Annotated in this window: 13 protein-coding genes and 3 pseudogenes; 12 read left to right on the forward strand and 4 right to left on the reverse strand. The window is 68.1% G+C overall.

What is annotated here, in order from left to right; translation table 11 throughout:
• Positions 1-5 precede the first annotated feature (5 nt).
• The 9 genes and pseudogenes from CLG85_RS00350 (at position 6) to CLG85_RS00390 (ending at position 9,357) form a co-directional block, all read left to right on the forward strand.
• Positions 6-1,166, forward strand: a complete 1,161-nt coding sequence (locus CLG85_RS00350; RefSeq protein ID WP_095880982.1) for an acyl-CoA dehydrogenase family protein — start codon at positions 6-8, stop codon at positions 1,164-1,166.
• Between the two features lie 3 nt (positions 1,167-1,169).
• A pseudogene (locus CLG85_RS00355) lies at positions 1,170-3,228 on the forward strand (acetate--CoA ligase family protein).
• On the forward strand, positions 3,225-4,010 hold the full coding sequence (locus CLG85_RS00360) for a carnitinyl-CoA dehydratase (protein ID WP_095880984.1): 786 nt from the start codon (positions 3,225-3,227) through the stop codon (positions 4,008-4,010). The pseudogene CLG85_RS00355 and the gene CLG85_RS00360 overlap by 4 nt, the downstream one beginning before the upstream one ends.
• A 19-nt stretch (positions 4,011-4,029) precedes the next feature.
• Entirely contained in the window at positions 4,030-4,953 is a 924-nt protein-coding gene (gene bcoG, locus CLG85_RS00365) for a 3-dehydrocarnitine:acetyl-CoA trimethylamine transferase BcoG (protein WP_260348147.1), read from the forward strand.
• The gene (locus tag CLG85_RS00370) at positions 4,950-6,371 is read left to right on the forward strand and encodes a carnitine 3-dehydrogenase (protein WP_260348148.1); all 1,422 of its coding nucleotides are present in this window, start codon (positions 4,950-4,952) and stop codon (positions 6,369-6,371) included. The genes bcoG and CLG85_RS00370 overlap by 4 nt, the downstream gene beginning before the upstream one ends.
• A 21-nt stretch (positions 6,372-6,392) precedes the next feature.
• Positions 6,393-7,127 (forward strand): class II aldolase/adducin family protein, encoded by a 735-nt coding sequence (locus CLG85_RS00375; RefSeq protein ID WP_095881358.1) that lies wholly within the window; start codon positions 6,393-6,395, stop codon positions 7,125-7,127.
• Between the two features lie 167 nt (positions 7,128-7,294).
• A pseudogene (locus tag CLG85_RS27595) lies at positions 7,295-7,837 on the forward strand (zinc-dependent alcohol dehydrogenase family protein); the annotation flags it as partial.
• 103 nt (positions 7,838-7,940) lie between these two features.
• Positions 7,941-8,255 carry a zinc-binding dehydrogenase gene (locus CLG85_RS00385; protein ID WP_260348149.1) on the forward strand — a complete coding sequence of 105 codons (315 nt, stop codon included), beginning with the start codon at positions 7,941-7,943 and terminating at the stop codon, positions 8,253-8,255.
• A 145-nt stretch (positions 8,256-8,400) separates the two neighbouring features.
• The gene (locus CLG85_RS00390; protein WP_095881350.1) at positions 8,401-9,357 is read left to right on the forward strand and encodes an NAD(P)-dependent oxidoreductase; all 957 of its coding nucleotides are present in this window, start codon (positions 8,401-8,403) and stop codon (positions 9,355-9,357) included.
• A 25-nt stretch (positions 9,358-9,382) separates the two neighbouring features.
• Here the strand turns inward: CLG85_RS00390 and CLG85_RS00395 are convergent, their stop codons facing one another.
• The 4 genes and pseudogenes from CLG85_RS00395 to CLG85_RS00410 all read right to left on the reverse strand — a co-directional run bounded on the left by CLG85_RS00395 (position 9,383) and on the right by CLG85_RS00410 (position 12,603).
• A complete protein-coding gene (locus tag CLG85_RS00395) occupies positions 9,383-10,213 on the reverse strand; it encodes an ABC transporter permease (protein ID WP_260348150.1) in 831 nt (276 codons plus the stop codon).
• A 9-nt stretch (positions 10,214-10,222) separates the two neighbouring features.
• Positions 10,223-10,943: pseudogene (locus CLG85_RS00400) on the reverse strand (ABC transporter permease).
• A 71-nt stretch (positions 10,944-11,014) separates the two neighbouring features.
• A complete protein-coding gene (locus tag CLG85_RS00405; RefSeq protein ID WP_095881375.1) occupies positions 11,015-11,791 on the reverse strand; it encodes a transporter substrate-binding domain-containing protein in 777 nt (258 codons plus the stop codon).
• 38 nt (positions 11,792-11,829) lie between these two features.
• A complete protein-coding gene (locus tag CLG85_RS00410) occupies positions 11,830-12,603 on the reverse strand; it encodes an ABC transporter ATP-binding protein (protein ID WP_224849535.1) in 774 nt (257 codons plus the stop codon).
• A gap of 155 nt (positions 12,604-12,758) precedes the next feature.
• Here CLG85_RS00410 and CLG85_RS00415 point away from each other — a divergent pair, with 155 nt between their 5' ends.
• From CLG85_RS00415 to CLG85_RS00425, 3 genes are all read left to right on the forward strand, one after another.
• Positions 12,759-13,421: a TetR family transcriptional regulator C-terminal domain-containing protein gene (locus CLG85_RS00415; protein WP_095881376.1), complete on the forward strand. Its 663-nt coding sequence runs from the start codon at positions 12,759-12,761 to the stop codon at positions 13,419-13,421.
• 1 nt (position 13,422) lies between these two features.
• Entirely contained in the window at positions 13,423-14,607 is a 1,185-nt protein-coding gene (locus tag CLG85_RS00420) for a pyridoxal phosphate-dependent aminotransferase (protein WP_095881377.1), read from the forward strand.
• 160 nt (positions 14,608-14,767) lie between these two features.
• Positions 14,768-15,664, forward strand: a complete 897-nt coding sequence (locus CLG85_RS00425; protein WP_095881378.1) for a LysR family transcriptional regulator — start codon at positions 14,768-14,770, stop codon at positions 15,662-15,664.
• Positions 15,665-15,666 lie beyond the last annotated feature (2 nt).

The following is a 15,666-nucleotide window of genomic DNA, read 5'->3' on the forward strand; positions in this document are numbered from 1 at the left end:
CCCCAATGCATTTTGGACTGACCGAAGAGCAGGAGATGATCGTCTCCACCGTCCGCAGTTTCGTCGAAAAGGAAGTCTACCCCCACGAAGCCGTCGTGGAGCGAACCGGCGAAGTGCCTGCCGAGATCGCGCAGGAGATCAAGCGCAAGTGCCTTGATCTCGGTTTTTATGCCTCGAACTTCCCCGAGAGCGTCGGCGGGCCCGGCCTGTCGCACCTCGAGTTCGCCCTCGTCGAGCGTGAGCTGGGCCGCGGCTCGATGGCGCTGACCCACTTCTTCGGGCGGCCGCAGAACATCCTCATGGCCTGCAGGGGCGAACAGGTCGAGAAGTACCTCATGCCCGCCGTGCGCGGCGAAAAGATGGACGCGCTGGCAATGACAGAACCCGACGCGGGTTCGGACGTGCGGGGCATGAAATGCTCTGCAGTGCGGGACGGCGGTGACTGGGTGATCAACGGCTCGAAGCACTTCATCTCGGGCGCCGAGCACGCGGATTTCGTGATCGTCTTCGTCGCCACCGGCGTCGATGAGACTCCGCGCGGCCCGAAGAAGCGGATCACCTGCTTCCTCGTCGACCGCGGCACGCCCGGCTTCGAGATCGCGCGCGGCTACAATTCGGTCTCGCACCGGGGCTACCAGAACAGCATCCTCTATTTCGACAACTGCCGCCTTTCGGACGCGCAGGTGTTGGGCGAGGTCGACGGCGGCTTTGACGTGATGAACGAATGGCTCTACGCGACGCGCATCACCGTGGCGACGAACTCGGTGGGCCGCGCACGCCGGGTCTTCGACCACGCCGTGCAATATGCGGCCGAGCGCAAGCAGTTCGGCCAGCCGATCGGCAAGTTCCAGGGTGTCAGCTTCCAAATCGCTGACATGATCACCGAGATCGATGCTGCCGACATGCTGACGCTTTCCGCCGCCTGGCGCCTTGACCAAGGGCTGCCTGCCAACCGCGAGATCGCCTCGGCCAAGGTCTATGCCTCGGAAATGCTGGCCCGCGTGACCGATGCGGCGCTGCAGATCCATGGCGGCATGGGGTTGATGGACGAGCTGCCGATCGAGCGCTTCTGGCGCGACGCCCGGGTGGAGCGCATCTGGGACGGCACCTCGGAGATCCAGCGCCACATCATCAGCCGGGAGATCTTCCGGCCGCTGGGAGCCTGACCCATGGAGCCGTTGAGCCGCTTCTTTTCACCGAAGGCCATCGCCGTGATCGGCGGTGGCACCTGGTGCGAAAGCGTGGTGCGCCAGTGCCGCGACACCGGCTTCTCGGGGCCGATCTGGCCGGTACACCCGAAGAAGATCGAGGTCGGCGGGCTGCCCGCCTATAGGGACCTCTCGTCGTTGCCGGGGGTGCCCGACGCGGCCTTCATCGGCGTCAACCGCGAGCTCTCGGTGCAAATCGCCGGCGAACTCTCGGCCATGGGCTGCGGCGGCGCGGTCTGCTTTGCCGCGGGCTTCAGCGAGGCGGTGTCCGAGCTTTCGGACGGTGATGACCTGCAGGCGCAGCTGGTCGCCGCGGCGGGTGGGATGCGGGTGCTGGGGCCGAACTGCTACGGCATTGTCAATGCGCTCGACGGCGTGGCGCTCTGGCCGGACCGGCACGGGATGACACCGGTGGAGCGCGGCGTCGCCGTCATCGGGCAATCCTCCAACGTGCTCATCAACCTCACCATGCAGCGCCGCGGCCTGCCGCTGGCGATGGTGGCGGCGGCGGGCAACCAGGCGCAGACCTCGATGGCCGAGCTCGGCATCGCACTGCTCGACGATCCGCGCGTCACCGCACTCGGCCTGCACATCGAGGGGATCAGCAACCTGCCCGCCTTCGAGCGGCTCGCTGCCCATGCGGTATCTCTCGGCAAGCCGATCGCCGCGCTGCGCGTGGGGTCCTCCGAACAGGCGCAGGCGGCGGCGGTCTCGCATACCGCCTCGCTCACCGGCTCGGACGCGGGCGCGCGGGCGTTGTTCAAACGGCTCGGCATCGCGCAGGTCGACTCGGCCTCCGAGCTGGTCGAGACGCTGAAGCTGCTGCATGTCACTGGCGGGCTCGCCTCGAGCCGCATCGTCTCGGCCTCCTGTTCCGGCGGCGAGGCTTCGCTGATGGCCGACATGGGCGAGGCGGCGGGGGTCTCCTATCCGCCGCTGACCGCCGCGCAGGCAACCGGGCTGCGTGCCGCGCTCGGTCCCAAGGTCGCACTGGCCAACCCATTGGATTACAACACCTACATCTGGGGCGACGAGGAGGCGCTGGCGGCGACCTTCACCGCACTCTGCGCGCCGGAAGCGGCGCTGGGTCTTGGCTGCGTGGTGTTGGACTACCCCCGCGACGACCGTTTCGAGGCGCCGGACTACGACCAGGTGCTGCGCGCGGTCGCCAGAACGAGGATGGTCACCGGAACCCCGATGGCGCTGGTCTCCCTGCTGGCAGAGGGCCTGCCCGAGACAGTGGCGCGCAAGGCGCTGGCGATGGGGGTGGCACCGCTCTGCGGCATGGGCGATGCGCTGCGGGCGATCCGTGCGGCCTCTGTCTGGGGGGGAGGTGGTTGCCCGCAACGCCCGACCGGAGCCGGTGGTCTGCCCGGTGAACGGCACCACCGCCGCGCGCGTGTTGAGCGAAGCAGAAGCCAAGGCCCTGCTCTCGGGAGCCGGGATCCGCGTGCCGAGATCGGACCGCGCGGATTGTGCAGAGAACGCCGGGATTTGCGCCTCCGGGATCGGCTTCCCTGTGGTGCTCAAGGGCGAGGGCATCGCCCACAAGACCGAGGCGGGTGCGGTGGTGCTGAACCTCGACTGCCGCGAGGCGGTGACCGAGGCGGCGGCGGGCATGCCCGCGCAGAGCTTCCTCGTCGAGGAGATGATCACCGGTACCGTCGCCGAGCTGCTGATCGGCGTGACCCGCGACCCGGCGCATGGCTTCGTGCTGACGCTGGGGCTGGGCGGCATCCTCACCGAGTTGATCCGCGACACCGCCTCGGTGCTGGTCCCGGCCAGCCGCGACGAGATACGCGGTGCCCTCACCGGGCTGCGCACCGGCGCTCTGCTCACCGGGTACCGAGGCCGCCCGGCGGCGGACATGGAGGCAGTACTCGACACGATCATGGCTTTGCAGGCCCTCGTGCGCAGCCATGCGGACAACCTTCACGAAATCGAAATCAATCCGCTGATCTGCCGTGCCTCCGGCGCGGTGGCGGCGGATGCACTCATCAGGATGGGAGAGAGCCAATGACCTCTTCGAACGTGCTCACCGAGCGCCGCGGCGCGGTGCTCGAGGTGACGCTGAACCGACCCAAGGCCAACGCCATCGACATGGCCACCAGCCGCGAGCTGGGCGAGATCTTCACCGAGTTCCGCGACGATCCCGAGCTGCGCGTGGCGATCCTCACGGGTGCGGGCGAGAAGTTCTTCTGCCCCGGCTGGGATCTCAAGGCTGCCGCCAGCGGCGAGGATGCCGACGGCGATTACGGCAAGGGCGGCTTCGGTGGCCTGCAGGAGCTCCGCGGGCTCAACAAGCCGGTGATCGCCGCGGTCAACGGCATCGCCTGCGGCGGCGGGCTGGAGCTGGCGATCAGCGCCGACATCATCCTTGCTGCCGATCACGCCACCTTTGCCCTACCCGAGATCAAGTCGGGCACCGTGGCCGATGCGGCGACGCTCAAGCTGCCCAAGCGCATTCCCTACCACATCGCCATGGAGCTTCTTTACACTGGCCGCTGGTTCGATGCCGAGGAGGCGCACCGCTGGGGTCTCGTCAACCGCATCCTCCCCGCCGCCGGGCTGATGGAGGAGGCGCGCAAGATGGCGGATGAGCTCGCCGCCGGTCCGCCGCTGGTCTTCGCCGCAATCAAGGAGATCGCCCGCGAGGCCGAGGACATGAAGTTCCAGGACGCGCTGAACAGGATCACCCGCAGCCAGTTCGAGACCGTCGAGCGGCTCTACCGCTCCGAGGACCAGAAGGAAGGCGCCCGCGCCTTCGCCGAGAAACGCGACCCGGTCTGGAAGGGCCGGTAACGAGACGACAGGAGACACCATGCCTCTTCAGATGAACCGCAAGATCTTCCTCACCGCCGCGATCACCGGGGCAGGGGCCACTGAAGACAAGAGCCGGCTCGTGCCGCGCTCGCCCAAGGAGATTGCCGATGCCGCCATCGACGCCGCCAAGGCCGGGGCTGCCATCGTGCATTGCCACGTGCGTGACCCCGAGACCGGCGCGCCCTGTCGCAACCTCGCGTATTACCGCGAGCTGACCGACCGCATCCGCTCCTCCGATGTCGACGTGGTGCTTAACCTCACCGCAGGCGTCGGCGGCGACCTGACCTTTGGCGACCCGGAAACGCCGATGGACCTGGACGCGCCGAACACCGACATGGCCGGCGCCACCGAGCGTATGGCCCATATCCGCGCCTGCCTGCCGGAGATCTGCACGCTCGACTGCGGCTCAATGAACTTCGGCGACGGCGAATACGTGATGACCAACACCACCGGCATGCTGCGCGCCATGGGCGCGCAGATGACCGAGCTCGGCGTGAAGCCGGAGATCGAGGCCTTCGACACCGGCCACCTGTGGTTCGCCAAGCAGCTGGTGAAAGAGGGTGTGCTGGAAGACCCTGCGCTTGTGCAGCTCTGCATGGGGGTGCCTTGGGGCGCACCGAACGATCTGAACACCTTCATGGCGATGGTCAACAACGTGCCCGAGAGCTGGACCTGGTCGGCCTTCAGCCTTGGCCGCGACCAGATGCCCTATGTGGCGGCGGCGGCGCTGGCGGGCGGCAACGTTCGGGTCGGGCTCGAGGACAACATCTACCTCGAGCGCGGCGTGCTGGCGACCAATGCCCAGCTTGTCGAGAAGGCGGCGAGCCTGCTGACCAACATGGGGGCCTCGCTGATCGGCCCCGAAGAGGTGCGCGCGCAGCTCGGCCTCGTGAAGCGCGCCGCCCCGGCGGCCGCGGCATGAGCCGCGCGGCGATCATCGGCGGCGGCGTCATCGGCGGGGGCTGGGCCGCGCGTTTCCTGCTGAATGGCTGGGACGTGGTGGTCTTCGACCCCGATCCCGGGGCCGCGCGCAAGATCGCCGAGGTGCTGGACAATGCCCGCGCCTCGCTGCCCGCGCTCTATGCTCGTCCGCTCCCGCCCGAGGGCAGCCTCACCTTCGCCGCCTCGATCGCCCAGGCGGTGGCGGGCGCAGACTGGGTGCAGGAGAGCGTGTCCGAGCGGCTCGCGCTGAAACACAAGGTCTACGCGGAGATCGCGGCGCATCTGCCCGAGGGGGGCTTCATCGCCTCCTCGACCTCGGGCTTCAAGGCCAGCGATCTTGCCTCCGGCGGCGCCCCTGTGGTCGTCGTGCATCCGTTCAACCCGGTCTACCTGCTGCCGCTCACTGAGATCTCGGGCGATCCGTCGCTTTGCGACACGGCCGCGGCGGTGGTCACCTCCATCGGTATGCACCCACTGGTGCTCCGCAAGGAAATCGACGCCTTCATCGGGAACCGCTTCCAGGAGGCGGTCTGGCGCGAGGCGCTTTGGATGCTCAAGGACGGCATCGCAACCACGTCCGAGATCGACGACGCGATCCGCATGAGCTTTGGCCTCCGCTGGGCGCAGATGGGCCTCTTCGAGACCTACCGCATCGCTGGCGGCGAGGCCGGGATGCAGAGCTACATCGAGCAGTTCGGCCCGACCCTCAGCTGGCCCTGGACCAAGCTGACCGATGTGCCCGATCTCGACGCCGCGCTGATCGAGACGATCGGGAGCCAGTCCGACGCGCAATCCGGGCATCTCGGCATTCGCGAGCTGGAGCGCCTGCGTGACGACAACCTCGTCGCGATCCTGCGCGGCCTGCGCCGCACAGGAAGCGGCGCGGGCGGCGTGGTGCTGCGGCATGAACAGACCCTGGAGGCGGAGGGCGAGCTGGACGGCCTGCCGATCACCCTGAGCCAGTCGGTGCCGGTCACCTGGACCGACTACAACGGCCACATGAACGAGGCCGCCTACCTCGAGCTGGGCACCTGGGCCACGGACGGGCTGATGGCTCTCGTCGGCGCGGATGAGGCCTATGTCTCTGCAGGCAAGAGCTTTTTCACGGTCGATACCCGTATCCGCTACCTGGGTGAGGTGCACCGCGGGACGATGCTGACGGTGACCACGCAGGTGCTCGAGGGAGCGGGCAAGAAGATGAAACTTTTCCACAGGGTGACAAAACCCGATGGGACCCTTGCGGCGACGCTCGAAACCCTGCTTCTTCACACCGACCTGACCACCCGCCGTGCCTGCGCGCCCGAGCCGCAGGTCGCGGAGGCCCTTGAAACCCTGGCTGCGGTGCATGCCGGGCGCCCCGCGGAGGGCGCCGGTGGTAGCGTCGGCCAACGCAACTGAAGACCGGAGACACAGATGACCATGTCCCCCGAAGAAAAACAGACCCGCGAAGAGCTCGCCGCCTGCTACCGGCTCGCGGCGCTGCACCGGTTCACCGACCTCATCTACACCCATATCACCGCCCGTGTGCCGGGCGAGGATGGGCATTTCCTGATCAACCCCTACGGCTGGCGCTGGGAAGAGATCACCGCCTCGTCGCTGGTCAAGATCGACGTCGACGGCAACAAGGTTGACGGCAGCCCTCAGCGGGTGAACCCGGCGGGCTTTACCATCCACTCGGCGGTACACATGACCCGCCACGACGCGGCCTGGATCATGCACACTCACACGCGCGCGGGTGTGGCGGTGGCCTGCATGGAGGAGGGGTTGCTGCCGCTCAACCAGATCTCGCTGCAGTTCGCGGGCCGCATCGGCTACCACGATTTCGAGGGCATCGCGCTGGATCTGGAAGAGCGCGAGCGCATCGTCGAGGACCTGGGCGATCACCCAGTGCTGATGCTGCGCAATCACGGGCTCATCGCCACCGGCCGCAGCGCCGCAGAGATGTTCAACAACATGTTCTACCTCGAGCGCGCCTGCGAGATCCAGATCGCCGCCACCTCCAGCGGTCGGCCGCTGCGACTGGTAGGTGACGAAATCGCCGCTCGCGTGCACCAGCAATATGTGCAGATGAACGAGGAAGATGGCGACCTCCAGCTCGAGTGGCAGGCTCACCTTCGCTCGATCGAGGGGGTCGGCACCGACTTCCGAGCCTGAGGGGGCGACGGGTCTTATGGAAGCCCTTCCGGGAATGGACTCTCGAGAGGGCGCACTAGATCCGCCGACAAGGCGGACATTGGCTCCTCCGCGGGCCAGGACAGAAGGAAGGCAATCCAATGAAACAGGTGACGACCAAGGCGCCGGGCGGGCTCGACAACCTCGTTATGAGCGATGTCGCGGAGCCCTCGGCACCCGGCGCGGGCGAGATCACTGTGCGCCTGCACGCCAGCTCGCTCAATTACCACGATTACCGGGTCTGCGCCGTCGAGGGAGCCCTGCCCGATGGGCGGATCCCGATGGCCGACGGCGCGGGTTTGGTCGAGGCGGTGGGCGCAGGAGTCGAGGGGGTCGCGGTCGGCGACGCGGTCGTGTCCTGCTTCTTCCCTGACTGGCAGACCGGCGACGACCGGCCCAGCAATTTCTCGACCACGCCGGGCGACGGGCGCGACGGCTACGCGCGCGAGCGGGTGACGCTGCCTGCCACCTGGTTTACCCCTGCGCCCGAGGGCTGGAGCCACGAGGAGGCCTCGACGATCACCACCGCCGGGCTGACCGCCTGGCGCGCGCTCGTGGTCGATGCCGGGATCAAGGCGGGCGACACGGTCGCAGTGCTCGGAACCGGCGGCGTGTCGATCTACGCGCTGCAGCTCGCCAAGGCGATGGGCGCGACGGTGATCGCGACCTCGTCGTCCGATGCCAAGCTCGAGCGCCTGAGTGCTCTGGGGGCGGATCACGTCATCAATTACCGCAGCACGCCCGAGTGGGGCGAGGAGATGCGCCGCCTCACCGGGGGGGCGCGGCGTCGACATCGTGGTCGAGGTCGGCGGTCCGGCAACGCTGGCGCAATCCATCATGGCGGGGCGCCCGGGGGCGCATATCGCGCTGATCGGCGTGCTCACCGGGCGCTCCGGCGAGGTCCCTACCGCGCTCCTGATGGCGCGCCAGCAAAGGCTTCAGGGGCTGATTGTCGGCTCGCGCCAGCACCAGCTCGATTTCGTCAAGGCGCTTGAGGCGCTGAAGCTGCGCCCGGTGATCGATCGCAGCTTTGGGCTGGCCGATCTGGCCGAGGCCTTCCGCTACCAGGAGAGCGGCGCGCATTTCGGCAAGATTTGCGTGACCGTGTGAGCCTGCGGTGGTCTCCCTGGCCGGGAGACCACCACGCTGCAGGACACTGGAGAGTTTGCTCGGCGATCCCGTCAGGCAGTGCGACGTGGCGCTTGTTATACGCATGTGCAATAAGGTGACTGTCGTATCAAAGGGAGAGAAGTCCATGCCCGCGCAATCACCGATCCTCGGCGTCTACCTCAGCGCGACGGCCGATCTCGATGCGCTTTACGGAGATGCCCTGCGCAGCTGCGCAATGGATGTCGTTCTGCGCCATCCTGCCGAGATCGACCGGCCCGAGGATGTGCGCTTTGCGATTTGCTGGGAGCCGGGAGAGGGCGCGTTTGCGCCCTATCCGAACCTCGGGCTAGCTATGTCGGTCGCCGCGGGAGTTGATGCTTTACTGGCGCATGACGGCGTGCCCCGGGGGGCCGCCATCGCCCGCGTGCGCGATCCTCATCAGGCCGAGCTGATGGCCGGCTACGCGGTGCATGAGGTGCTGCACTATGAGCGCGGCTTTTCTGAAATGGCAGGCAATGCTGCGAAAGCGCGATGGGTGCCGCTCCGGATGCGTGCCCCGGCCTCGGTGCAGGTCGCGGTGCTGGGTCACGGGACCATGGGGCGTGCGGTCGTGAGGGGGTTGCGGTCCGTGGGGTTCTCGGTCCGCGTGGCCTGTCGCAGCGAGCCGGCGGAGCAGCTTCCGGGTGTCAGATATCTGTCCGGTCCGGGCGCCGTGGCGCGCGCCGCGGAGGGGGCGCAGTACCTCGTTAACGTGCTGCCGCTGACCGCCGAGACCGAAAACGTTCTGGATGCGGCGCTCTTTGCGCGGCTGGCCCCGGGGGCGCGTCTGGTGCAGATCGGTCGCGGGGAGCACCTGGTCGAGGCCGATCTTGAGGCTGCACTGGACAGTGGCCAGCTGGCGGCGGCGACGCTCGATGTCTTCCGAGAGGAACCGCTGCCGGCAGCGCACCGCTTCTGGCAGGATGCTCGGCTGCGGATCACCCCGCATGTGGCCAGCGACTCGCTGCCCGAAGTGGTCTCTGCGCAGGTGGTCGAGACGGTTCGGGCGCTGCGCGACGGGCAACCCATGGCCTATGCGGTCGACCGGGCGCGCGGTTACTGACCGGGGGGGCGGAGATGGCGCGGGCTCAGCGCCCGCTCGGCACCCGCCCCTCCATCCAGCGCAGCAGCAGCGTCAGCGTGCCGCTCAGGCTCAGGTAGATGGCGATCAGCAACAGCAACGGTTCGTAGGTGAGGTAGGTGTCCTGCCGCACACGGGTGATCACCGCGTAAAGGTCGGTGACGGTGATCGTCGCCACCAGCGGCGTCGCCTTCAACTGCAGGATGATCTCGCCCGCCAGCGTCGGCAGGGCGCGGTGCACGGCGCGGGGCAGCCAGACCCGGCGGAAGATCTTCAGCGGCGACATGCCAAAGGCCCGGGCGGCCTCGAGCTCGCCGCGCGGCACGCCGGCGAAGGCGCCGCGCATCACTTCGCCCTCGTAGGCGGCGAAGGAGAGAGCCAGCGTCAGGAAACCGTAAGGCCAGGCCTGCCGCAGGTAGGGCCAGAGCCAGGAGCCTCGGATCTCGGGAAACTGCGCGAAGAGCGCGCCGAGACCGTAGTAGATCAGCCAGAGCTGCAGCAGCAGCGGCGTGCCGCGGATCATCGTGCAGAAGCCCGCCGCCAGCCAGCGAAGCGGCGCCGGGCCGGCGACCTGCACCGCGCCGAGCGGCAGGGCGAGGGCGAAGCCCGCGGCGATGCTCGAGGCCAGAAGCGCCAGAGTCACCAGCAGACCGCGGCCGATCTTCGGCAGGTAGGCGGGCAGCCAGGCCCAGTCCATCTGCGTGAGCATCGCGGCGAGCGCCGCCAGGGCCAGCGCGGCAAGGGCCAGGCGGTGCGGCATCAGCAGGGGTGCGAGCCGTGCGCGCAGGGGCAGCGAGGGGGCCGGGGGGATCGGGGTGGCAATATCGATATCGGGCATGGTCGCTCCTCAGGCGGCGGCGGGCAGGCCGCGGCGCGCGCGCCGCTCGAGCCAGCGCAGGCCGAGGTTCGAGATCAGGGTAAGCGCGAGGTAGAGCAGCCCCGCGGCGACGAAAAACAGGAAGTACTCGCGGGTCGCGGCGGCGGCTTGCTTGGTCACCAGCGTCAGCTCGGAAAAGCCGATGACGGCGAGCAGCGCGGTGTCCTTGGTGGCGATCATCCAGAGGTTGGCCATGCCGGGCAGGGCGTGCGGCGTCATCGCCGGGAGGGTCACCCGGTGCAGCACCTTGAGGGGCGACATGCCAAAGGCCTGCGCCGCCTCGATCTGCCCGGGGGGGCACGGCGCGGATCGCACCGCGGATCACCTCGGTGGCGTAGCCGCCCTGCACCAGGCCGATCACGAGAATGCCGGCGCTGAGGCCGTCGATGTCGATCCCCTCGCGGCCCAGGGCCCCCATCAGCTTGTTCAGCAGATCGGTGCCCACGTAGTAGAAGAGCAGCATCAGGACGAGCTCGGGCACGGCGCGGATGAGCAGCGTGTAGAGCTCGGCGATGTCGCGCAGGACGCGCCCGCCGTAGAGCTTGGCGGTGGCGCCGAGCAGGCCGATGACGATGCCGAGCAGATAGCCGCCTGCCGCCAGTTCCACCGAGCGCAGGAAGCCGGCGAGAAGCGCGCCGCCCCATCCCGGTGAAGAGAATGCGAGCAGGCTGAAATCAAGTGCGTCGAACATCGTGCGGCGGTATCCCTTGTCGTTGAAATGCACCGGGCCGCGACGCTGGTGTCGCGGCCCGGGAAGACGGCTCAGCTGCCGTAGATGTCGAGACCTTCGAAATAGGGCTCAGAGATTGTCTCGTAGGTGCCGTTTTCGCGGATCGCCGCGATGCCGGCATTGACCCGCTCGAGCAGCTCGCCGTCCTCCTTGCGCAGGCCGACGCCGACGCCTTGACCGAGGATTGCCGGATCGCCCGCCACCGCGCCACGGTACTCGCAGCAGGCCGCGCCAGCCTCGGTGTCGAGGAAGGGCATCATCGCCAGCATGTCGCCGATCACCGCATCGATCCGGCCCGCGGCGAGATCCTGCAGCTCCTCGTCCACCGTCGGGTAGCTGCGGATGTCGGCGGCGGTCTCGGCGAAATGCGCGCGGGCGTAGGTCTCGTGGATGGTGCCTACCGAGACGCCCAGATAGGCGCCCTTCACCCCCTCGGGGGTGGGCTCTACCTTGCTCTCCTTGAGCGCGATCACGCCGGTCGGCGTGTCATAGTACTTGTCCGAGAAGGCGATCTGCTTGGCCCGTTCCTCGGTGATGCTCATCGAGGCGATGATCATGTCGATCTTGCCGGTGTTGAGCGCCGGGATGATGCCGTCCCAGGCGACCGGGGTGATCACGCAATCGGCCTCGATCTCGGCGCAGAGCGCCTCGGCGAAATCGATCTCCCAGCCGCTCCAGGTGCCGTCCGAGGCGGGGCTGTAGAAGGGCGCATAGGGCTCGGCGGCGATGCCGACCTTGTAGGGGTCGGCAAGCGCCGGTGCGGCGAGCGCGGCGGCGGCAGTAGCGGCAAGCGCGAGTGTCTTGAACATGGTCTCTCCTCTGTTGGTCTTGTCTTGCAACCGCGCGGTCAGGCGATCGAGCGGATGAATTGCTGCATGTGCGGCGAGCGGGGATCACCGAAAATCTGCTCTGGCGGGCCCTCCTCCTCGATCCGGCCGTCCTTCAGGTAGACGACGTGGCTCGCCACATCGCGGGCGAAGCCCATCTCGTGGGTGACGAGGATCATCGTGCGCTTCTCGGCGGCAAGGTCGCGGATCACGTTCAGCACCTCGCCGACCAACTCGGGGTCGAGCGCAGAGGTCGGCTCGTCGAAGAGCATGGCCAGCGGCTCCACCGCGAGCACCCGCGCGATGGCGCAGCGCTGTTGCTGGCCGCCGGACATGTGAGCGGGATAGGCGTCTTCCTTGTCCGCCAGCCCGACGCGGTCGAGCACCTGCCGGGCGCGGGCGACGGCCTCCTCCTTGGGGATGCCGAGCACCTGCATGGGCACCTCGATCACGTTGCCGAGGACGGTGCGATGCGGCCAGAGGTTGAAGTTCTGGAACACCATGCCGAGCTGGGCGCGGATGCGCTGCAGCTGCGCGCGGTCCGAGGGCTCGAGCCCGCCGCCGCGGGCCGGGCGCATGGCATAGGTCTCGCCGTGGATGGCGATTTGCCCGGCGCTGGGAGTCTCGAGCATGTTGATGCAGCGCAGCATGGTCGACTTGCCCGAGCCGGAACCGCCGATCACCGCCACGACGTCGCCGGGATTCGCGGTGAGCGAGATGCCCTTGAGCACCTCGAGGTGTCCGAAGTGCTTGTGAAGGTCGCGGATCTCTACCGCCGGCGTGGCGTCGTTCATGGCTGTCCCTCTGCCGGAACCGGGCGCTCCCGGGCGGCTGCATCTCTTGCAATTTCGTCGCTGTTGTACGAATGTAAAACAAATCTCGACGAGGAAGTCAAAGTGACCATACGGAATGCACGGGGACTGACGAATTTGGCGGCACGAGGCCGGGTGTGACCCGTCGTGCCTACAGCCGCCTGTCGCAAGACCAGCGCCGCACCGACCTGCTCGAAGCGACGCTCGCCTGCGTTGCGGATCTCGGCCTCGACAAGGCCGGGGCGCGGCAGATCGCCGAGCGAGCCGGGGTCTCGGCCGGGCTGATCCGCCACTACTTCCCCTCCAAGGAAGACATGGTGCGTGCCGCCTACGCCTATCTGATGGGGCAGATGACCGCCGCCGCCGAGGATTCCGGGACCGGGGAAACCCTGACCCCCGAGGCGGCGCTGGCGGACTTCATCGCCGCCAACTTCGCGCCGCCGAGCCTGTCGGGGGTGAAGGTCTCGCTGTGGGCGACCTTCATCGGGCGGGTGCGGGTCGATCCCGCCTATGCCGACATCCACCGCGAGGGCTACCGCGAGTTCCTCGACCTGCTCGCGGCGCGGATCCACCCGGTGCTGGTCGCGCAGGGCCGCCCTGCGGATCCTGCGCAGTGCCAGCGCCTCGCGATTGCGCTCAACGGCTTGATTGATGGGCTCTGGATCGAGGGCTCGCTCGGCCACGGGCTCTATGATGCGCGGCGGCTCCCGGGCATCGCGCTGGATGCTGCCGAGGCGATCCTGCGACTGCCAGACACGACGCTGACGCGCCACATGGTGCCAGAAGACGAAAGGACCTGACATGCGGTATGCCGCGATCACCGAGCGCCTGCGTTCGCTGGGCGGAGACAAATGGGCGGTCCACAATGCCGCGCGCGCCCGGCGCGACGCCGGCGAGGACATCGTCGAGCTGACCATCGGCGAGCCCGACATCGCGCCCGCCCCCGAGCTCGTCGAGCATTGCGTCGCCGCGCTGCGGGCCGGACGTACCCAGTATTCCAACGGCCGCGGCGAGCCCGGACTCGTGGCGGCTCTGGTCGAGACCTACCGCCCGCGCCAGCCCGATATCTCCGCCGAAAACGTGCTGTGTTTTCCGGGCACTCAGACCGCGCTTTTCGCCGTGATGCTGGGGCTGGTCGGGCCGGGCGAGGGGGTGCTGATCGGCGACCCCTATTACGCCACCTACGAGGGCGTGGTGGCCGCCGCGGGCGCGCACGTGCAGCCGGTGCCGCTGCGAATGGAGTGCGATTTCGTGCTGCAGCCGGAGGATCTGCGCGCCGCGATCACGCCCGAGAGCCGCGTTCTCCTGCTCAACACCCCGCACAACCCGACCGGTGCGGTCATCGACCGCGCGACGCTGGAGGCGCTGGGGGACATCTGCGCCGAGCGCGATCTCTGGATCGTCTGCGACGAGGTCTACGCCGAGCTGATCTTCGAGGGAAGCTTTGCCTCGCCGCTCGAGATCGCGGCGCTGCGCGAGCGCGTGGTGGTGGTCTCGTCGATCTCCAAGAGCCACGCCGCCACGGGCTTTCGCAGCGGCTGGGCCATCGGCCCGGCGGCGTTCTGCGCGGCGCTGCTGCCGGTTTCGGAAACCATGCTGTTCGGCAACCAGCCGTTCATCGCGGACATGACCGCGGCCGCCCTGCGCGGCGCCTTCGACACCTCGGCGCGGATGCGCGAGGCCTTCGGACGACGGGCGCGGATGCTCTGCGAGCGTCTGAACGCGGTGCCGGGCCTCTCGGCCCAGATGCCGCGCGGGGGCATGTTCCTGATGCTGGACGTCTCGGGCACCGGGCTCGATGGCGAGCGGTTTGCTTGGCGGCTGCTGGAGGAGCAGGGCGTTGCGGTGATGCCGGGCCGCGCCTTCGGTAACAATGGCGCGGGGCTGGTGCGTGTCGCGCTGACGGTGCCGGACGCGCAGCTTGCGGAGGCGGCTGCGCGGATGGAGGCGCTTTGTGCGGGGCTGCCGGGCCGCGCCGTGGCCTGACCGCGGTCCAAGCGAGCGCCCGCTTGGGCGCTTCCCGGAGTCTGGTGAGAGAGAAGATCAACAAATGCCGAGCCGGGCGCAACAGAGTGACGCTGGTGCTTGTGGCCAGCGGTGGTTCGCGTACACCTTGAAAGGACCACGCAAGTCACTGGATCGGTAAATGCGCCTACGTCAAATCGAGGTTTTCTTTGCGATCTGGCGCAGCGGGTCGGTGACCGCTGCCGCCGAGGAACTGGCAATCTCCCAATCGTCGGTCAGCAAGACGCTCAAGCACGCCGAGCAGAGCCTCGGGTTCGAGCTGTTCCACCGGGTGCGCGGCAAGCTGGTGCTGTCGGAGGAGGGGGAAATCCTGCTCAACGATGCCGCGCGAATCTTCGAAAGCCTGGACCAGATGCGCGGCCGCGCCGCCGGATTGCGCAATGGGCTCGCCCGCTCGGTGCGGGTGGTCTGCCTGCCCAGCCTCGGTCAGTGGCTGATCCCGCAGAGCGTCGTCAAGTTTCACGCGGAATTTCCCAAGGTGGCGATGGAGATCACCACCAAGCACGAGGGCGAGATGCTCGAAGGGGTACGTGCGCGCGAGTACGATCTCGCCTTCGCCTTCGGACCGGCCGACGATCCGCCGCATTTTTCCGGGTTGACCAGCGAGAAGGTGACCGAGGGCCAACTGGTCTACATCGAGAGCGGCCGGGGTGGATGGGCCGCGCCGGTGACCCTCGCCGAGATCAACTACGCGACGCTGATCAACCTCAGCGGGCGGCATTTCCTCGGCAACGCGCTGCGCGAGGAGCTGGCGGAGCGCGGTCTGCCAGAGCGGTCGAACATCTTGGTGCAGACTTATTCCGTCGCCCGCGAGCTCATCGCCAACGGCCTTGGCAGCTGCATCGTCGACGAGTTCACCGCGATCACCCGGCCGATCAACGTGCGCATCCGGCCGCTTCGACCGAAGATCCGCTTCGGCATCCATCTCTACCACCGCGAAGGCGTCGTGCTGTCGCGGCACGAGCGGGCCTTCCTCGAAATGGTGCGCGAGGCCGCGGCCACCGCGCGGCGCCACTGAGC

This window comes from Alloyangia mangrovi, from assembly GCF_002300555.2.
GTDB lineage: Bacteria > Pseudomonadota > Alphaproteobacteria > Rhodobacterales > Rhodobacteraceae > Salipiger > Salipiger mangrovi.